This is a genomic window from Oscillochloris sp. ZM17-4, from assembly GCF_019599295.1.
Taxonomy (GTDB): domain Bacteria; phylum Chloroflexota; class Chloroflexia; order Chloroflexales; family Chloroflexaceae; genus Oscillochloris.
Map to the genome: position 1 here is coordinate 196,886 of NZ_JAIEWN010000003.1, position 17,159 is coordinate 214,044.

The following is a 17,159-nucleotide window of genomic DNA, read 5'->3' on the forward strand; positions in this document are numbered from 1 at the left end:
GGCCCGCCGCCGCCGGGGCGATCAGCCGCTTCGCGGCGGCTCTGCCGCCTGCTGGTTCACCAGGGTGACGAAGACATCCTCAAGCGAGGGGTCGATCAGCTCGGCCCGCGCATCCTCGACGCCCGCCGCGCGCAGGGCCGCCATGATCTGCGGGGCGCGCAGCGCCGCGTCGTCCACAATGGCGTGCAGCCGGGCGCCGTGCGGGGCCACCTCGCGCACGCCCGCGTGGGCCGCCACCAGGTCGCGGGCCTGATCCTGCGGCGAACCCTCGATCTCCAGCACATCGCCGTCGATCGTGCCGCGCTTGAGGGCCGCCGGCGTGTCCAGGGCCACCAGCCGGCCACCGTACATCAGGCCGATCCGGTTGCAGTGCTCGGCCTCGTCCATGTAGTGCGTGGTCACAAAGACCGTCACGCCCTCCTGGGCCAGATCGTAGATCAGCTCCCAGAAGGCCCGGCGAGCCTCGGGGTCCACCCCGCCGGTCGGCTCATCGAGGAAGAGCATGCGCGGGCGGTGAACGATCGCGCAGGCCAGGGCCAGGCGCTGCTTCCAGCCGCCCGAGAGGTTCGCCGTCAGCTCGCCCTCGCGCCCGCGCAGCCCGGCCATGGCCACCAGCTCGGCCATGCGCGCCGCCCGCTCGCGGCGGGGCACCCCGTAGACGTCGGCGTAGAACTGGAGGTTCTCGCGCACCTTCAGGTCGGGGTAGAGGCTAAACTTCTGCGACATGTAGCCGATCCGGGCCTTGATCGCCTCGCTCTCGCGCCCGATGTCGAAGCCCAGCACCTTCCCCCGGCCCTCGGTCGGCGCGATCAGCCCGCAGAGCATGCGGATCGTCGTGGTCTTGCCCGATCCGTTCGGCCCCAGGAAGCCGAAGACCTCGCCCGGCTCGACCTGGAGCGTCACCCGGTCCACCGCGACAAAGTCGCCGAAGCGGCGGGTCAGATCCTCGGTCTCCACGGCGTAGGCGGCGCTCATGGGCGCACCTCGGCCGCCGCGCCCTGGAGGTACATAAAGACCTCCTCCATCGTCGGCTGGATGCGGCGGACGCCGCCGAGGGTGATCGCGTCGCCGGCGAGCTGGCCGCGGATCGCCTCCTCGGTGAGCGAGCCGTCGGCGATCACGTGCAGCCGGTCACCGAAGACCTGCACCCCGCGCACGCCATCCAGCGCGCGCAGGCGCTCCTGGGCCAGGTGGTAGGGCCGGGCCTGGACTTCGAGCACCAGGCTGGGCACCATGGCCTGCAGCTCGCGCGGCGTCCCCGAGGCCATCAGCGCGCCCTCGCGCATAAAGCCGACCATGTGGCAGCGGTCGGCCTCGTCCATATAGGGCGTCGAGACCAGCACAGTCATGCCGTCGCGCATCACCGCGTCGCGCAGGATGTCCCAGAACTCGCGCCGCGAGACCGGGTCGACGCCGGTGGTCGGCTCGTCGAGCATGAGCACGTCGGGGCGGTGGATGAGCGCGCAGGCCAGGGCCAGCTTCTGCTTCATGCCGCCGGAGAGCGCCTCGGCGCGGCGGCCCTGGAAGGGGCCGAGCCGGCTGAAGGCAAGCAGGCGCTGGATCAGCGGCTCCTGCTCGGCGCGCGACACGCCGTAGACCTCGGCGAAGAAGCGCATGTTCTCGCGCACCGTCAGGTCGCCGTACAGGCTGAAGCGCTGCGGCATATAGCCGATCCGCCGGCGCACGCCCTCGGGGTCGCGGGCCACATCGACGCCCATCACCGTGGCGCTGCCGCCGTCGGGGCGGAGCGCGCCGCAGAGCAGGCGCATAGTGGTGGTCTTGCCCGCGCCGTCGGGTCCGACCAGGCCGTAGATCTGTCCGGCGGCGACGCGCAGGTTCAGCCCGGCCACCGCGTGGATCGGACCGAAGGAGCGGGTAAGATCGGTCGTGATAATCGCGTCGCTCATTGCATTATTTTTTTGTTGAGGTTCTGGCGGCTACGCCGCCAGAACCTCAACAAACGTGGGTTTGAGGGCGCAGCCCTCAGCAGCCTACTCGACCAGTATCCCGTCGGCGGGCATGCCCGGCTTGAGCGCGTGGTCGGGGTTGGCCAGCTCGACGCGCACGGCGAAGACCGTGGTGGCCCGCTCGTCCTGGGTCTGCACATTGCGCGGGGTGAACTCGGCCTCCCCGGCGATGTAGGTCACGACGCCGTCGAAGACCCGCCCCGGGAAGCTGTCGACCGTCACATGGGCGGCCTGGCCCTGGTGGACGCGCCCGATGTCGGGCTCGCCAATGTAGAGCGTCAGGCGGACGGTGCTGATGTCGCCGATCGTCATCAGCACGGTGCCGGGGCTGGCCTGCTCGCCCTCGTAGATAGGCCGGCTGAGCACAAGCCCGGCGCGCGGGGCGGTCAGGGTGGTTTTCGCGAGCTGGACCTCGACCTGGCGCTGGTTGGCGCGGGCCTGGGCCAGCTGGGCCTCGGCGGCCTGCACCTGCTCGGGCCGGGCGCCGGCCTGGGCCAGCTCCAGCCGCGACTGGGCCTGGTCGAGCTGGGCCTGGGCCGCATCGAGCTGCGCCTTCGTCGCGTCGGCGGCGGCGCGCAGCTGCTGCGGGTCGTCGCGCATCGATATGGCCTGGTCGAGCACGCGCTGGGCGTTGGCCAGTGCCGTCTGGGCGGCGGCGACATCGACCGGGCGCGCACCGTTGCGCAGCTTGGTCACGGTCGCGCTGGCCGCATCCACCTGGCCCTGGGCCGCCTGCACGCCGCTGACCTCAGCCTGGTGGGCGTTCTCCAGAGCCACCTGGGCCTGGGCGAGCGACTCGTTCCCGTTCTCGACGGCGCGCAGTGCGGCCGACTCGGCGTCGATCCGGGCCTGCGGCAGGTCGCCGGGCTTGCTCTCAAGCTCGCGGTTGTCCCAGTAGATCTTACTGTAGGCGTCCTGGGCGTTGCGCAGGTTGTTGGCGACCTGGGCCAGCCCGCTCTCGGCCTGGGCCTTCGCCGCCGCCAGACGGTCCCGTGTCGTCTGGAGGTTGGCCTGGGCCTGGGAGAGGGCCGCCTCGGCGGCGGCGATATCCTCGGGGCGGCTGCTCGCGCGCACCTGGTCCAGGGCGCGCCGGGCCGCGTCGCGGGCGGCCTGGGCCTGGATCACCTGGGCGTTGAGCTGCTGCGGGTCCTGGAGCGCGGCCTGGGCGTTCTCATAGGCGGCCGTGGCCCCGTCGCGGGCGGCCTTCGCCTGGGCCACAGCCGCCTCGGCGGCGGCGATATCCTCGGCGCGGCTGCCGGCCCGGATCAGGGACAATCCCCGCCGCCCCCAGGCCGAGCGCGGTCGGGCTCAGCCCGGCGGGGGCCGCCGCCGCGCCGCCGAGGGCCGCGCAGGCGTCGATCCTCCCGCTGCCCAGCAGGCGCAGCCGCCGGTAGTACGAGGGCATGTTCGGGTAGATGTCGGCCGCCGACGCCGTGATCGCCGCCGTCACCTGGGCCGCCGACCACTCCGGGTGCAGGGAGAGCAGCAGGGCCGCCAGGGCCGACACAAACGGCGCCGCCTGCGAGGTGCCGCTCATCGAGTCGTAGCCCTGCCGGAAGCGCTGGTTCTCCGGCAGCGCGTCGCTGGTCAGGAAGACCGGGTAGGTCGGCATGGTCGAGAGGATGCGCTCGCCGGGCGCGGTCACATCGACCCAGGGGCCGGAGTTCGAGAAGACCGCCCGGCGGTCGTCGCGGGTGGCGGCGGCCACCACGATCACGTCCTCGTTCCCGCCCACGATCGCGTTCGGCAGCGGGACGAAGTCGTTGCCGGCGGCCACCACCACCACCGCCCCGGCGTCGAGCGCGCGGCGGATGGCCGCGCTGATCAGCGGCGAGGATTCGGGGGTCGCCAGGAGCAGGGTCGAGCCGAGGCTGAGGTTGATCACGCGGGCGCCCTTGTCCACCGCGTAGCCCACGCCGGCGGCGATGCGCCTATCGCCGCCGACGCCCGCGGCGTCCATCACCCGCACCGGCAGGATCTGCACGCTGGGCGCGAGCCCGGCCCCGCCCTCGGCGTTGCCCAGGGCCGCCGCGATGATCCCGGCGACGTGGGTGCCGTGGCCGTTCTCGTCGCGCGGGTCGCCGTCATTATCCACAAAGTCGAAGCCGTCCCTGCGCAGGCGGCCCTGGAGGTCGGGGTGGGACATATCGACGCCGCTATCGATCACGGCGACGATCAGGTCCTCGCGGCCGGTGGTGACGCCCCAGGCGCAGGGCGCGCCCACCCGCCCCAGCGCCCACTGGTCGGGGTAGAGCGGGTCATTGGGGCTGAGGCCCTGGGCTGAGGGTTTGCCGCTCGTGGAAGCGGGATGGGTTTCAGGGAGGGCAAAGCCCTCCCTGACCCTCCCCTCCCCGGTGGGCTGCGGCAGGTCGAGGCTGCGCAGGTACCAGGAGTCGCCGACGCGCACCGTCTCGACGCTCAGGTCGACCGGGCGCTCGCCGCTAGCCCCGCCCTCGGCCAGGGCGTAGACCAGGGTGCCGCTGATCCGCACCTGGGCCGTCGCGCCGTCATTGCGGGCGACGCGGTAGGCCGCGTCGCGCAGCTCAAGCGCGCTGACCATGCCGAGGTAGCTGCGCAGCTCGGGGCCGATCTCCCGGCGCCAGTCGCTCGGCTCCAGCAGGTCGATGATCGCGCCGGCGTCGCGGGCCTCCAGGGCGGCCACGAAGCGGCGGGCGGCGTCGGCGGGGCCGGCGTCGTCCGGCCGCGTCGCGCAGCCCAGGAGGGTAAGGGGCAGCAGGCAGCAGATGATCACCAGACAGGGGCGCAGCCTCGGTAAGGGCGCAGCAGCCCCTGTGAGATGTCGCCCTGGGGCGGTATGCGACGCTGCTGCGCCCCTACTCCGCGCGCGGCAGATGGTAGGTGTCCAAGGAGAGGCGTGGGAAGGCGTGCTCGGCCACCGGCACGAAGCGGCCGGCGTCCTCCGTGTAGAGCAGCTGGCTGATGCGGATGGCGTTGTCCTCGACCTCGATCAGGTTGCAGGAGTTCCTGCCCTGCTCGCGGCCGTAGCCCCGGCGCGAGGTTGTGGTGCCGCTCTGGCAGATGATCGTGCCCTGGCGCAGGCCGTGGGCCACATCAAGCGTGTTGCCCACATAGGAGACGTGGACGTGGCCGCAGAGCAGCAGCTCGGCGCCGCACTCGTCGAGCAGGGCCATCGCCGCGCCGGCGTCGTCCATCGTGCGGTCGCGGTGGATGCCGAGCGGCGTGAGCACCGGGTGGTGCCAGACGACCACCTTACAGGTGTCGGGGCCGTAGCGGGCGAGCGTCTTGCGCAGCGTGTCGGCCTGTCTCTTGCTGAGCCGGCCGCCGTCGAGGGTGAGCCCGTGGGCGGTGCATGCGCCGACGACGACCAGCCCGGGCAGCTCGAAGACCGGGTTGAGGTCGCGGCTGATATAGCGGCGGTAGCGGCCGAGCGGGTTGAGCAGGCGCAGGTGGGCGTTGTAGAGCGGCACATCGTGGTTGCCGGGCACCACCAGCTGCGGGGTGGGCAGGGCGGCGCGCAGCTTCTGGGCGGCCCGCCACTGGTCGGCGAAGTCGGCGCGCTGCACAAAGTCGCCCGAGATCACCAGCAGGTCGGGCTTGATCTCGTGGGCCTGGGCGATCAGCTTCTGGGCGATCTCGGGGCGGTGGGGCGGCCCGACGTGGACGTCGGAGATATGCAGGATGCGGTGGCGCACGGGGGGCTTACTCCTGGGCTGGCGCGGGCTCGGCGGGGCGGGCCTTCTCCATGGCCAGGGTGAACAGCGCCCGTCCAACGATCACCGCCTCGACGACCAGGACGGCGGCGAACCCGTACCGCAGCACGGCGAGAACAATATCCATGGCTGGTGCTCCGCTTCTTGATTGTAGATTGTAGATTGCAGATTGATGGTTTCGGGACGTATTGTAGCACAGGGGGGCTCGGCCTCGCCCCATGCCAAATAGACAACCACTATTTTGGTTGTATTGCCACAACTGCTGAAACCTCTGCCCGCTCGGGCGCATCTCAAGATGCGGATACCACCTCTATTAGCGCAGTATACCGTGAAGGAGCAGACGATGTGGAAGGCGCTCGCATTTTTGCAGAAGCACCTGGTGTGGAGCATCCCGGCGGCGATGGTGCTGGGCCTGCTGTACGGCTCGTGGGCTAACCCCGCGCCGCTGCGCAGCTTGATCACCCCGCTGACCTTCCTGATGGTCTACCCGATGATGGTGACGCTCAACCTCAGGCAGGTCTTCACCGGCGGCGACACCCGGCTCCAGCTGACCACCCAGCTGCTCAACTTTGGCGTCATCCCCTTCGTCGGCTTCGCCATGGGCCGGCTGCTCTTCGCCGACCGGCCGCTGATCGCCGTAGGCCTGCTGCTCACCTCGCTGCTCCCGACCTCGGGCATGACCATCTCGTGGACGGGATTTGCCAAGGGCAACGTGCTGTCGGCGGTCAAGATGACGGTGATCGGGCTGGTGATCGGCTCGATCGCCACCCCGGTCTACCTGAAGCTGCTGATGGGCACGGCGATCGACGTACCCCTGTCCGACATCTTCAGCCAGATCATCCTGATCGTGTTCCTGCCGATGGCGGCGGGCTACGCCACCCAGCGCGGGCTGATCAAGCTCTATGGGGTGGATCGCTACAACGTCCAGGTCAAGGGGCGCTTCCCCATGATCTCGACCGTGGGCGTGGTCGGGATCGTCTTTACGGCGATCGCCCTGAAGGCGACGACGATCATCAGCAGCCCGGCCCTGCTGCTGCGGCTGGCGCTGCCGCTGCTGCTGCTCTACGCGCTCAACTTCCTGCTGAGCACGCTGGTCGGCAAGATGCTCTTTAATCGTGGCGATGCGATCGCCCTGGTCTACGGCAGCGTGATGCGCAACCTCTCGATCGCCCTGGCGGTGGCGATGACCGCCTTCGGCAAGGATGGCTCGGAGATCGCGCTGATCATCGCCCTGGCCTACATTATCCAGGTGCAGGCGGCGGCCTGGTACGTCAAGTTCACCGACCGGATCTTCGGTAGCGCGCCCGAGAAGCTGCCGGCGGCGCAGCCAGGAAGGGCCTAAGACTCGGCACCTCCCGGTGGGGGTGCGGGGGCGGCGAAGCCGCCCCCGCAGTATTTGTTATTGGGTTTGGGCGGCTTTGCCGCCCAAACCCAATAACAAATCGAGTCTGGTGCGAAGCCCCAGGACGTTGCTCATGCCCTGGTGCGCTTGCGCCGGCTGTTGACGCTGATTCGGGTACGTGCTACAGTACCGCATACCGTTGTCAACAATCTACGCGCGCCTCCTGAGATGGCCGCCGGCCGCATGCCAATGCCTCAGCCAGCCTCTCGGGGGATGGGCATACAAAAGGCGCAGCTATGCTCCTCGATCTCCACGGGAGGGTGGCGATCGTCACCGGCGCGGCCCACGGGTTTGGCCGCCGATCAGCTGGAGCAGGTAGGGCTGGCAGCGCCCCTTGAAGAGATCCTTGCGCTCGGGCCGCAGCGGGTTGCCGGTCTGGAAGGGGTTGAGCAGCTCGCCCTGCGAGAGCGTGCGCTGGCACTCGATGGCCTGCTGGAGGGTGACTTCCCACTGGGCAAACGTGGGTTTCCAGCGCTCGGTTTGCTCAGTGCGCAGGCCCAACCCAGGCATCTGCCCCTGCAAGCTGCGCAGGTTCGTCAGGCAGCGCTCCAGGCCGCGCTCGGCCAGGGCCGGGTTGCCTGTCTCAAGCGCGCGACCGGCATCATCGGCGATCCCTAAGAGGCGGTGCAGCACGGTTGCGATCTCGTCCAGCTTCCCCTGCGCGGCGGGAGCAATCCGCTGCCCGGCCTCATCGCGCTGATAGAACGCCGGCACGATCTGCGGCAGCAGCGGGTGCGCGGGCGCGGGGTAATCCCACAGCCGCCCGTCGCGCACGCGCATGGTCAGGGTCGGCCGCCACCAGTCGGCGTGCTCGCGCTCGGCGGCCAGGCGGGCCGCGGCCATGGCCTGGTCGATGCAGTCGTCCCGGCGCAGCGCGGCGAGCAGGGTCGGCAGGAGCGTGCCGACGGAGGCGATGCTGACATTGCCCTGCATGGCGACGACGGCCGGCACCCCGGCGGCCACCAGGCGCGGCCCGAGGGCGGCCAGCGGCTCCGCGCCGTCGTCGCGGCCGGCGCCCGCGCAGGCGGCCAGGATGGCCAGCTGCGGGCGCTGCGGCGCGTGCGCCAGGCGCTCGCTCAGCAGGCTGGCGGGCAGCTAGTCCGCGCTGCCGTCGGCCCGCTCCAGCCAGAGGTAGGGCGTGTCGCCCTGCTGGCTGCCGTGGGCCACGATGATCAGCAGCTCGTAGCTATCGCCCAGGTGGCCCAGCAGGTTGGCGAGCGTCGGCGCTGCGGGCGTGCCGCTGGCGAGCAGGGTGGGCCGGATCGTGCCCAGGGCGGCCACGATCCGCCGCTGCTCGGCGGCGACATCGAGCGGGGCCAGGCGGAAGGTGGGCAGGTCGGCGGGGCTGGCGATCAGCACGAGGGCGCGGAGATCACAGCCATCAGGGAGCGTGATCGGCTCGCCGCTGCCGCCCGGCAGGTAGCGCGAGAGCAGCACGCGCTGGCTGAGCGCCAGGGGCGCGCCGTCGTCGGGGTCTTGCAGCCACTCCCAGCGCAGCGCGTGCAGCGCGGCGTCTGCAGGGTCGAGGGCCAGGCGCAGGCGCAGGGGGATGCTCTGCGCCCGTGCGCGCGCCCTGATGAATTCAGCGCGCACCTGCTCATCGGCCAGCAGCGCGGCGGTGAGCAGCCGGCCGTACTCCTGCGGGTCGAGGCTGGCGGCGCGCAGGGCATCCAGGTCGAAGACCGCCGGCGTACGCGAGCGGGCACCGAAGTCCTCGTCTGCGGCGCTGGTATTCAGTCGGAAGCTCAGCCGGACGCGGTAGCCGCCGCTGGCCTCGCGCTCCAGACTGATCTTCAGGTCGGCGTAGGCGGGGGGGGGTGGTCATGGTGTCTCGGCTTCGCTCGTGCGGCGGTTGTGGAGATGTTCGGCCATGATCGCGGGCTACTGCTCAGGCTCACCGCAGCTCCCACCTCGACCCCGCTGGCGTCTTGGTCACTTCGATCTGTGCGGGGAATTTATCCTTCAGCTCATCGATGTGGGTGATCACAATGATCCGGCGGAAGTCGTCCTGGACGCCGGTGATCGCCTCGACCATGCGCTCGCGGCCGAGGGCGTCGAGGGCGCCGAAGCCCTCGTCGATCACCAGCGTCTCCAGGCGGGCGCCGGCGCGGCGGGCCAGCAGGCGCGAGAGGGCGATGCGCACGGCGAAGTTGGCGCGCATGGCCTCGCCGCCGCTGAAGGCGTCGTAGACGCGGGTGCCGAGCGAGTCGGCGATCTTGATCTCCAGGGTCTCGATGACGTTGCCGGTGGACTTGGCCTCGCGCTGCATCTCGAAGCTGAGGTGCATCTGGTTGTCGGTCATGCGGCCGAGCAGGCGGTTGGCCTCGTCCTCGATCTCGGGGATGGCCCGCTCGATCAGCATGGCCTGCACGCCCTTCTTGCCGAAGGCCTCGCCGAGCTCGGCGAGGAGGCCGTGGCGGTGGGCCATGGCCCGCTCGTTCTCGCGCTCGCGCTCCAGCTGCTCGGCGTCGGCCTGGGCGCGCCGGCGGTGGGTCTGCTTCTCGACCAGGTCGTTCTGGGCGGCCTGGAGCGCGCCCCGGGCGCGGCGCAGCTCGTCGGCCCTGGCCCTGGCGTCGGCGTCGGCCTGGGGCAGCCCGCGCAGCTCCTGCTCCAGCAGGGCGTCCTCGCGGGTGAGACGCTCCAGCTCGATCGCGTCCCTGGCCCGCAGCTCGTCGGCCTGCTCCAGCAGCTTCTGGTCGGCCTCGCGGCGCTGCTCGGCCAGCTGGAGCTTGTGCTCCTCCTCCGTCCAGCGCTCCAGGCCGCGGGCCAGCTCGCGGGCGGCGGCGTGATCCTCGGGGCTGTAGCCGATCTGCCCGATCCGGCACGTCACCTGGCGGCCCCGGTTGCGCACGTCGTGTGCGAAGTCGCCCTCGTCGATCCGCCGCTGGAGCGCGGCGAGCTCGGCCTCGGCGGCGGGCAGGGCCTCGGCCTCGGCCTGCACGGCGGCGAGCTCCTGCTGGAGCGAGGCCAGCGTGCCCTCGGCGCGGCCCCGGCCCTGGAGCTGCTTGTCGAGCTCGCGCAGGCGCTTGTCCAGCGCGGCGCGGGATTTGCTGAGCTCGGCCTGGTCGCCCAGCGCGCCGAGCTCGCTGTCGATGCCCGCTAGCTCGGCCTGGGCCGCCGGCTCGAAGTCCTTCGCGGCGATCTGCTGCTCGGCGCTGTCGTGGGCCTTCTGGGCCTCGGCCCGCTCGGCCCGCCACGCATCGGCCTGCGTGATCCGGGCCTCTAGTGACGTGCCGTGCGCAGCTGTCTGGCGCAGGCGCGCAAGCTGGGGCTCAAGCTCCGCGATGGCGGCGCGGGTCTGCTTCAGCCCGGCGTCGCCGGCGTCGGCCGCGCGATTGGCCTCGCTGTAGGCGGCGCGCAGCTCGGCCAGATCCTGCTCGTAGTGGGCCTGGACGTGGGCCACGCCCTCGACGCCCAGCTCGCTGCGGCAGACCGGGCATTCCCCGCCGGCGTCGGCCAGGATCTTCTGGTTGGCCTTGAGCTTATCGGCGGCGGCCTTGAGCCGCTTGCACTCGGCGCGCTGCTGGCTGACCTCCTCTACATCGGCCTGCTCCCGTGTGCGCAGCGTCGCCAGCTGGGCCTCGCCCTGGGTAAGCTGCTCGGCGGCGGCGCGGGCGGCATCGAGGTCCTGCTGCCAGCGCGGCACATCGGCCAGCTGCGTGTCGAGCCGACGCATGGCGCGCTGGCTCTCCTCGCGCGCGGACGTCAGCGCGTGCTCGCGCTTCGCGATCTGCGCGGCCAGCTCGCCCTGGCGCAGGCGCAGCGCCGATAGGTGGTCGAGGCGCTGCTCGATCTCGGCCCGCTGGCGATCAAGCTGCTCGCGCTCATCGCCCAGGGGCGCAAGATCCGCGATCTGACGCTCGGCGGCGGCGATCTGCTTCTGCAAGGGGGCGATCTTCGCGGCGCGCTCGGCCAGCCCGTCACGGCGGCTGGTCAGGCGGGCCAGCTCGGCGCGCAGCTCGCCAAGGGCGTCCTTGAGCTGGAGCTGAAGCTCGCGCCGCCGCTCGTCGAGCTCCTGGTGCTGGCCTCGCAGCTCCTCCAGGCGATCAAGCTCGGCGCGGGCGGCGGCCAGGTCGGCCACGCCCTGCGCGATCTGCTCGCGGCGGGAGATAAGCAGATCGTCGGCGGCGATCCGCCCGCGCAGCGTGGCGATCTCCTGCTCGCGGGCGGCCTGCGCCTTGCGCAGGGCGTCAAGCTCGCGCAGCAGCGTCTTGCGCCGCTCGGCCTGGGCCTGGAGCGCGCGCAGGCGCTCGTCGGCCTGGGCCTGGGCCTGCTCGGCCTGCTCGGCCTGCGCGCCCATGCGCTCGACCTGCTCCTCGGCATCCTGCGCGCTCTGCGCCCAGAAGGGCAGCTTCACGGCGCTCTCTTCCAGCTGCTCCATGCGGCCGCGCAGCCCCTTCAGCTGGCCGTCCAGGTCGCGGGCGCGCTCGCGGGCCTTCGCCTCCAGGGAGGCGTACTCGCCGAGGTCGAGGATGTCGGCTAATACCTGCTTGCGCTCGGCGGGCGTGCGCGAGGTGAACTCGTCGGCGCGGCCCTGGAGCAGGAACGAGGCGTTGATGAAGGTCTGGTACGACATGCGCAGCAGGTCGTCGATGCGGGCCTGGGTCTCGCGCACGGTGGCCTCGGCGATCGGCTTCCAGCCCGCCGCGTCCTGCACCTGGAGGTCGAGGAAGGTCTTGCCGCTGGAGATGCCGCCGCGCTTGCCGGTCTTGCCGCGCTGTCGGCGGCGGGCCACGCGGTACTGCTGGTCGCCGAGCTGGAAGACCAGCTCGACCAGCATCTCGCTCTCGCCCTGGGCGATCAGGTCGTCGTCGGGGGTGCGGGCCTCGCCCCAGAGCGCCCAGGTGATCGCGTCGAGCAGGGCCGACTTGCCGGCGCCGTTCTCGCCGGAGAGGCAGACGACGTGCAGGCCGTCGAGGTTCAGGCCGAGCGGGGCGCCACCGTCGTCGGCGCGGTAGCACATGAAGTTCTGGATGGTGAGGGTCTGAGGGATCATAGCGGTAGTATATGTTGGGGCGCAGCAGCCCCGGCGCATCTCCAGGTAGCGGTTGTATGGGCGGCTGCTGCGCCCTTCCATGCCCTGAGGATAACACAAGTTTTTGTTGCCAGCAGATACAGTGTGCGGGCAGTGCACGCTTCGACACGCAGCTGCTGGAGCACGCCGAGATCAGCGGCGTGGAGTACCAGCAGGGCACGCTGGCCGGCTACGAGGTACGCGAATTTCTCTTGGAGAAGTGGGGCCGCCGCTGCGCCTATTGCGGTGCGGCCAACACCCCGCTCCAGGTCGAGCACATCGTCCCGAGGGCGCGGGGCGGCTCCGACCGTATCAGCAACCTCGCCCTCGCCTGCGAGCCGTGCAACATCAAGAAAGGAACCCAGACCGCTGCGGAGTTCGGGCACCCCGACATCCAGGCCCAGTCCCGCCGCCCGCTGAAGGACGCCGCAGCGGTCAACACGACCCGCTGGGCGCTCTACGGGCGGCTCGCCGCCACCGGCCTGCCGGTCGAAGTCGGCACCGGCGGGCGCACCAAATACAACCGCACCCGCCTGGGGCTGGAGAAGGTCCACTGGCACGACGCCGCCTGTGTCGGGGCCAGCACGCCCGAGGTGCTGGATACCCGAGGGGTGCGCCCGCTTCACATCATCGCCACCGGCCACGGAAATCGCCAAATGGCCGGATTGAACAAGTACGGCTTCCCGATCCGGCACCGCCAGCGCAAGAAGCGCCACTTTGGCTTCCAGACCGGCGACATCGTGCGGTCGGTCGTCGTGAAGGGGAAGTACGTCGGCACGCACGTTGGCCGGGTCGCCATTCGGGCCAAGCCTTCTTTCAAGCTCAACGGGATTGATGTGCCAGCCACGACCTGTACCGCGCTGCACCGGGCAGACGGCTACGCCTATCCGAGGAGACCAGATGCCAACGAACCCACACCCGGACTCGCGGCGCGCTGATGCGAGGTGCGAGTCCTCCATGCGCCGCGCCGCAATTCCTCTGCCGGGGCTAAAGCCCCGCAGCTCCCTTGCGGTTCCTTCGGTGGACGCCCGACTGCTTCAGTCGCTGCGCTGGCGCTGCGTCGGCCCGCCCCGTGGCGGGCGCGTCGTCGCCGTGGCCGGCGACCCGCGCGATACGGCGACCTTCTACTTCGGCGCCTGCGCCGGCGGGGTCTGGAAGACCGATGACGCCGGCAGCTACTGGACGAATATCTCCGACGGCTTCTTCACCAGCGCCGCCGTCGGCGCGCTCGCCGTGGCCGAGTCCGACCCGAATGTGATCTATGTCGGCACCGGCGAGGCATGTCTGCGCGGCAACGTGATCGCTGGCGATGGGGTCTACCGCTCGACGGACGCCGGCAAGACCTGGGCCAACGTCGGGCTGGGCGAGACCCGCCACATCGGGCGGGTGCGGGTCCACCCGAGCGACCCCGACACCGCCTATGTGGCCGCCCTCGGCCACGCCTTCGGCCCGAATGCGGAGCGCGGGGTCTACCGCACCCGCGACGGCGGGGCCACCTGGGATCTGGTGCTCCACCGCGGCCCCGACGCCGGCGCGATCGACCTCTGCATCGACCCGGACAACCCCAGGGTGCTCTACGCCAGCCTCTACCAGGTGCGGCGCAACTTCTGGAGCCTGACCAGCGGCGGCCCCGGCAGCGGCCTGTTCAAGAGCACCGATGGCGGCGACACCTGGACGGAGCTGACCGAGCGGCCCGGCCTGCCCAAGGGGCTGAAGGGCCGCATCGGCGTGTCGGCCGCGCCGCAGGCCGGCCGGGTCTGGGCGCTGGTCGAGGCCGAGGAGGGCGGCCTGTTCCGCTCCGACGACGGCGGCGAGACCTGGAAGCTCGTGAGCGACGACCGCAACCTGCGCCACCGGCCCTGGTACTACATGCACGTCTTCGCCGACCCCGCCGATGCCGACACGGTTCACATCCTCAACCTGAAGTACTGGAAGTCGACCGACGGCGGCAAAAGCTTTAGCGAGATCACCACGCCCCACGGCGACAACCACGACCTCTGGATCGACCCGCAGAACCCACGGCGCATGGTCGAGGGCAACGATGGCGGGGCCTGCGTGAGCCTGAACGGCGGCGCGTCCTGGAGCACGATCTATAACCAGATGACGGCCCAGTTCTACCACGTGAATGTGGACAGCCAGACGCCCTACCGGGTCTACGGCACCCAGCAGGACAACTCCAGCATCAGCACGCCCAGCCGGGCCACGAACCTGGGCTGCATCCCCTGGACGGCCAGCTACCCGGCGGGCACCGGCGAGAGCGGCCACATCGCGATCAAGCCCGACGACCCGAACATCGTGCTGGTGGGCGCGGTCGGCTCCTCGCCGGGCGGCGGCGGCGCGCTCCAGCGCTACGACCACCGCAGCGGCCAGCTGCGCCTGGTCACGGTCTGGCCGGAGATCTATGGCGGCTGGGGCGCGGGCGACCTGAAGTACCGCTTCCAGTGGACCTTCCCGATCCTCTTCTCGCCCCACGACCCGAACCTGCTCTACACCTGTGGCAATGTGGCCTTCACGTCCACCGACCTGGGCGAGAGCTGGGAGCCGATCAGCCCCGACCTGACGCGGGCCGACCCGGAGACGCTGGGGCCGTCGGGGGGGCCGATCACTAAGGACTGCACCGGGGCCGAGCACTACGCGACGATCTTCGCCTTCGCCGAGTCGCCGCTGACGCCGGGGCTGCTCTGGGCCGGCTCGGACGACGGGCTGCTGCATCTCTCCAGGGACGGCGGCGCGAGCTGGGCGAACATCACCCCGCCGGACATGGCCGCGCGCACCCTGATCAGCTGGATCGAGCCGTCGCCCTTCGACGCGGGCACGGCCTACCTGGCGGCCACCCGCTACAAGCTGGCCGAGGAGCAGCCGATCCTGCTCGTCACCCGCGACTACGGGGCGAGCTGGGCGTCGATCACGGCGGGCGTTCCCGATGGCGCCTACACCCGCGTGGTCAAGGCCGACCGTGAGATGCGCGGGCTGCTCTTCGCCGGCACCGAGCGCGGCGTCTACGTGTCGTTCGACGACGGGGCGGCGTGGCAGCCCCTGGGCGGCGGCCTGCCCGTCGTCCCCGTCCACGATCTGGTGATCAAGGACGACGACCTGGTGGCGGCCACCCACGGGCGCTCGTTCTGGATCCTGGACGACATCACCCCGCTGCGGCAGCTGGCCGGGGCGGGCGATCGGCTCTGGATGGCCCGGCCGCGCGACACCGTGCGCCTGCTGGGCGGGCTGGCCCCCTGGCGCGGCGGCGAGGCCGGCAAGAACTATATGCTCGGCCTGGGCACGGTCGGCACCTTCACCCAGCGGACCGGGCCGCACGGCGAGGAGCTGCGCACCTTCCTCGACGCCGGCGAGAACCCGCCGGCCGGGGTGATCATCCACTACAACCTGGCCGAGGCCCCGGCGGAGGACGCCGAGCTGCGGCTGGACATCCTGGGCGGCGCGGGCCAGCTCATCCGCAGCTTCACCCGCCGCCCGCCCGGCGGGGGCGACGGCGGCCCCTGGCTGCCCGCCGACCCCGGCATGAACCGCTTTGTCTGGAGCATGCGCCACGCCGACGCCCGCAAGCTGCCGGGCGACCCGACGACCGAGGCGGCGCTGCTCGGCCCGCTGGTCTCCCCCGGCGCGTACGAGGCCCGCCTGACCCTGGGCGACGCGCAGGTGAGCCAGCGCTTCCAGCTGCTGCAGGACCCGCGCACCTCGGCGAGCCAGGCCGACCTGGATGCCCAGGAGGCGCTGCTGCTCCAGATCCGCGACAAGCTGAGCGCGACCCACGCGGCCATCCAGCGGCTGCGGGCGGTGCGCATGCAGGCGGAGGGCCTGGCCGAGCGGCTGGGCGCGGGCGAGGAGGTGGCCGCCATCCGCGCGGCGGCGCGGGCGCTGATCGCGCGGCTGACCGAGGTCGAGGGGCAGCTGGTGCAGACGAGGGCGAAGACGGCCTTCGATACGATCAACATCCCCAGCCGGCTGAACCATAAGCTGGCCTCGCTGAGCAACGTGGTGGCCGGTGGAGACGGAGCGCCGACCCGCCAGTCGCGCGAGGTGTTCGCCGACCTGTCGGCGCGGATCGACGCGCAGCTGGCGGCCCTCGACGCCCTGCTGGCGGGCGATGTCCCGGCGCTCAACCAGCAGGTGGCCGCCCAGGAGGTGCCGGCGATCATCCCGCCGGCGTGATCGGGCGTCACGAACGTTTTTGCATGTGCGGGCGACCACGTTGGGTCGCCCCTACGGCTAATTCTATGAAAGGGGCCGGCTCGCGATGACAACGACGGCGCAGCTGCTCTACGCGGCGGCGAGCTACCTGGCGCTCTGGGGCGTCTCGTGGTGGGGGGCGGTCGGGAGGGGGTGGGGCGCGGCGGAGAGCGCCCACGACCCGGCGAGCGTCTGGATGTATGTGCGGCGGCTGCTGCTGGCGTCGGCCGCGCTCGTCGGCGTGGGCCTGGTGGGCGGGGCGGAGCTCAGCTCGTTCGGCTGGGGCCTCTCGCCGTGGCTCCTGGCGGCCCTCGCGGTCGGCGCGCTGATGGGCTTCGGCAACCGCGGCGGCTTCGTGCCCTCTGGGCCGGTGCCCGTCGCCCTGGCGCTCTTCCACACCTTCGCCACCGAGCTCTACTTCCGGGGCTACCTCTTCCATCACCTGGGCACGATTATCGGCCTCTGGTCGCTGCCGCTCTCGGCGCTGGCCTACGGGCTCTACTACCTGACCGTCCACACGGTCTGGGCCGGCGGGCGGCGCGCCCGGCTGATCGGCCCGGTCACCTTCAGCATCCTGGGGCTGCTCTTCGCCGGCGGCTACACGCTCTGCGGGGGCTTCCTCGGCGCGTGGGGCGCGCACTTCGGGGCGGTGCTGCGCTGGCGTGGGGGGGCGGGGCATGATCGGGCGCAGGATCGGGCGCAGCACGCTGCGCCCCTACGGGGGCATGATGGGTGAGGGGTTTGTGACGATTGAGGGGCACCGGCTGCGCTACCTGGCGTGGGGCGCGGGGCCGGCGGTGATGCTCGTCCACGGGTTCGCCGGCATGGCCGAGGCATGGGAGGCCGTGGCCGAGGATCTCGCCCGCGACCACGCCGTCTACGCGCTGGATCTGCTGGGC

Annotated in this window: 12 protein-coding genes and 1 pseudogene; 5 read left to right on the forward strand and 8 right to left on the reverse strand. The window is 71.4% G+C overall.

Annotation, left to right across the window (positions count from 1 at the left end):
• Positions 1–21: 21 nt before the first annotated feature.
• From K2Z83_RS04345 to K2Z83_RS04370, 6 genes are all read right to left on the reverse strand, one after another.
• Positions 22–975, reverse strand: coding sequence for an ABC transporter ATP-binding protein (locus tag K2Z83_RS04345; RefSeq protein WP_220593943.1), 954 nt, complete (start codon positions 973–975; stop codon positions 22–24).
• Positions 972–1,907, reverse strand: a complete 936-nt coding sequence (locus tag K2Z83_RS04350; protein ID WP_220593944.1) for an ABC transporter ATP-binding protein — start codon at positions 1,905–1,907, stop codon at positions 972–974. The genes K2Z83_RS04345 and K2Z83_RS04350 overlap by 4 nt, the downstream gene beginning before the upstream one ends.
• 84 nt (positions 1,908–1,991) lie before the next feature.
• Positions 1,992–3,242, reverse strand: coding sequence for an efflux RND transporter periplasmic adaptor subunit (locus tag K2Z83_RS04355; RefSeq protein WP_220593945.1), 1,251 nt, complete (start codon positions 3,240–3,242; stop codon positions 1,992–1,994).
• Positions 3,139–4,719: a S8 family serine peptidase gene (locus K2Z83_RS04360; protein ID WP_370650056.1), complete on the reverse strand. Its 1,581-nt coding sequence runs from the start codon at positions 4,717–4,719 to the stop codon at positions 3,139–3,141. Before K2Z83_RS04360 ends, K2Z83_RS04355 begins: the two co-directional genes overlap by 104 nt.
• An 82-nt stretch (positions 4,720–4,801) precedes the next feature.
• A complete protein-coding gene (locus tag K2Z83_RS04365; protein ID WP_220593946.1) occupies positions 4,802–5,641 on the reverse strand; it encodes a metallophosphoesterase family protein in 840 nt (279 codons plus the stop codon).
• A 7-nt stretch (positions 5,642–5,648) separates the two neighbouring features.
• Entirely contained in the window at positions 5,649–5,786 is a 138-nt protein-coding gene (locus K2Z83_RS04370; protein WP_220593947.1) for a hypothetical protein, read from the reverse strand.
• 216 nt (positions 5,787–6,002) lie between these two features.
• Between K2Z83_RS04370 and K2Z83_RS04375 the strand changes: the two genes are divergently transcribed.
• A complete protein-coding gene (locus tag K2Z83_RS04375) occupies positions 6,003–7,001 on the forward strand; it encodes an arsenic resistance protein (protein ID WP_220593948.1) in 999 nt (332 codons plus the stop codon).
• 330 nt (positions 7,002–7,331) lie between these two features.
• On the opposite strand, the pseudogene K2Z83_RS29770 reads toward K2Z83_RS04375, so the two are convergent.
• Both K2Z83_RS29770 and K2Z83_RS04390 read right to left on the reverse strand, forming a co-directional pair.
• Positions 7,332–8,858, reverse strand: a pseudogene (locus K2Z83_RS29770) (CHAT domain-containing protein).
• 97 nt (positions 8,859–8,955) lie between these two features.
• On the reverse strand, positions 8,956–12,057 hold the full coding sequence (locus K2Z83_RS04390) for an AAA family ATPase (RefSeq protein WP_220593950.1): 3,102 nt from the start codon (positions 12,055–12,057) through the stop codon (positions 8,956–8,958).
• A 179-nt stretch (positions 12,058–12,236) separates the two neighbouring features.
• Between K2Z83_RS04390 and iscB the strand changes: the two genes are divergently transcribed.
• From iscB to K2Z83_RS29775, 4 genes are all read left to right on the forward strand, one after another.
• On the forward strand, positions 12,237–13,013 hold the full coding sequence (gene iscB, locus K2Z83_RS04395) for an RNA-guided endonuclease IscB (RefSeq protein ID WP_220593951.1): 777 nt from the start codon (positions 12,237–12,239) through the stop codon (positions 13,011–13,013).
• Between the two features lie 82 nt (positions 13,014–13,095).
• Positions 13,096–16,242, forward strand: a complete 3,147-nt coding sequence (locus tag K2Z83_RS04400; RefSeq protein ID WP_370650057.1) for a glycosyl hydrolase — start codon at positions 13,096–13,098, stop codon at positions 16,240–16,242.
• An 85-nt stretch (positions 16,243–16,327) separates the two neighbouring features.
• Positions 16,328–16,996 (forward strand): type II CAAX prenyl endopeptidase Rce1 family protein, encoded by a 669-nt coding sequence (locus K2Z83_RS04405; protein ID WP_220593952.1) that lies wholly within the window; start codon positions 16,328–16,330, stop codon positions 16,994–16,996.
• A 64-nt stretch (positions 16,997–17,060) separates the two neighbouring features.
• A partial coding sequence (locus K2Z83_RS29775) for an alpha/beta fold hydrolase (RefSeq protein WP_370650068.1) occupies positions 17,061–17,159 on the forward strand: 99 nt, incomplete at its 3' end.

Excerpts from the sequence above, each read along its gene's own strand:
- K2Z83_RS04345 (WP_220593943.1), bottom strand. The coding sequence starts at position 975 with ATGAGCGCCGCCTACGCCGTGGAGACCGAGGATCTGACCCGCCGCTTC.
- K2Z83_RS04350 (WP_220593944.1), bottom strand. The coding sequence starts at position 1,907 with ATGAGCGACGCGATTATCACGACCGATCTTACCCGCTCCTTCGGTCCG.
- K2Z83_RS04370 (WP_220593947.1), bottom strand. The coding sequence starts at position 5,786 with ATGGATATTGTTCTCGCCGTGCTGCGGTACGGGTTCGCCGCCGTCCTG.
- K2Z83_RS04375 (WP_220593948.1), top strand. The coding sequence starts at position 6,003 with ATGTGGAAGGCGCTCGCATTTTTGCAGAAGCACCTGGTGTGGAGCATC.
- K2Z83_RS04390 (WP_220593950.1), bottom strand. The coding sequence starts at position 12,057 with ATGATCCCTCAGACCCTCACCATCCAGAACTTCATGTGCTACCGCGCC.
- K2Z83_RS04405 (WP_220593952.1), top strand. The coding sequence starts at position 16,328 with ATGACAACGACGGCGCAGCTGCTCTACGCGGCGGCGAGCTACCTGGCG.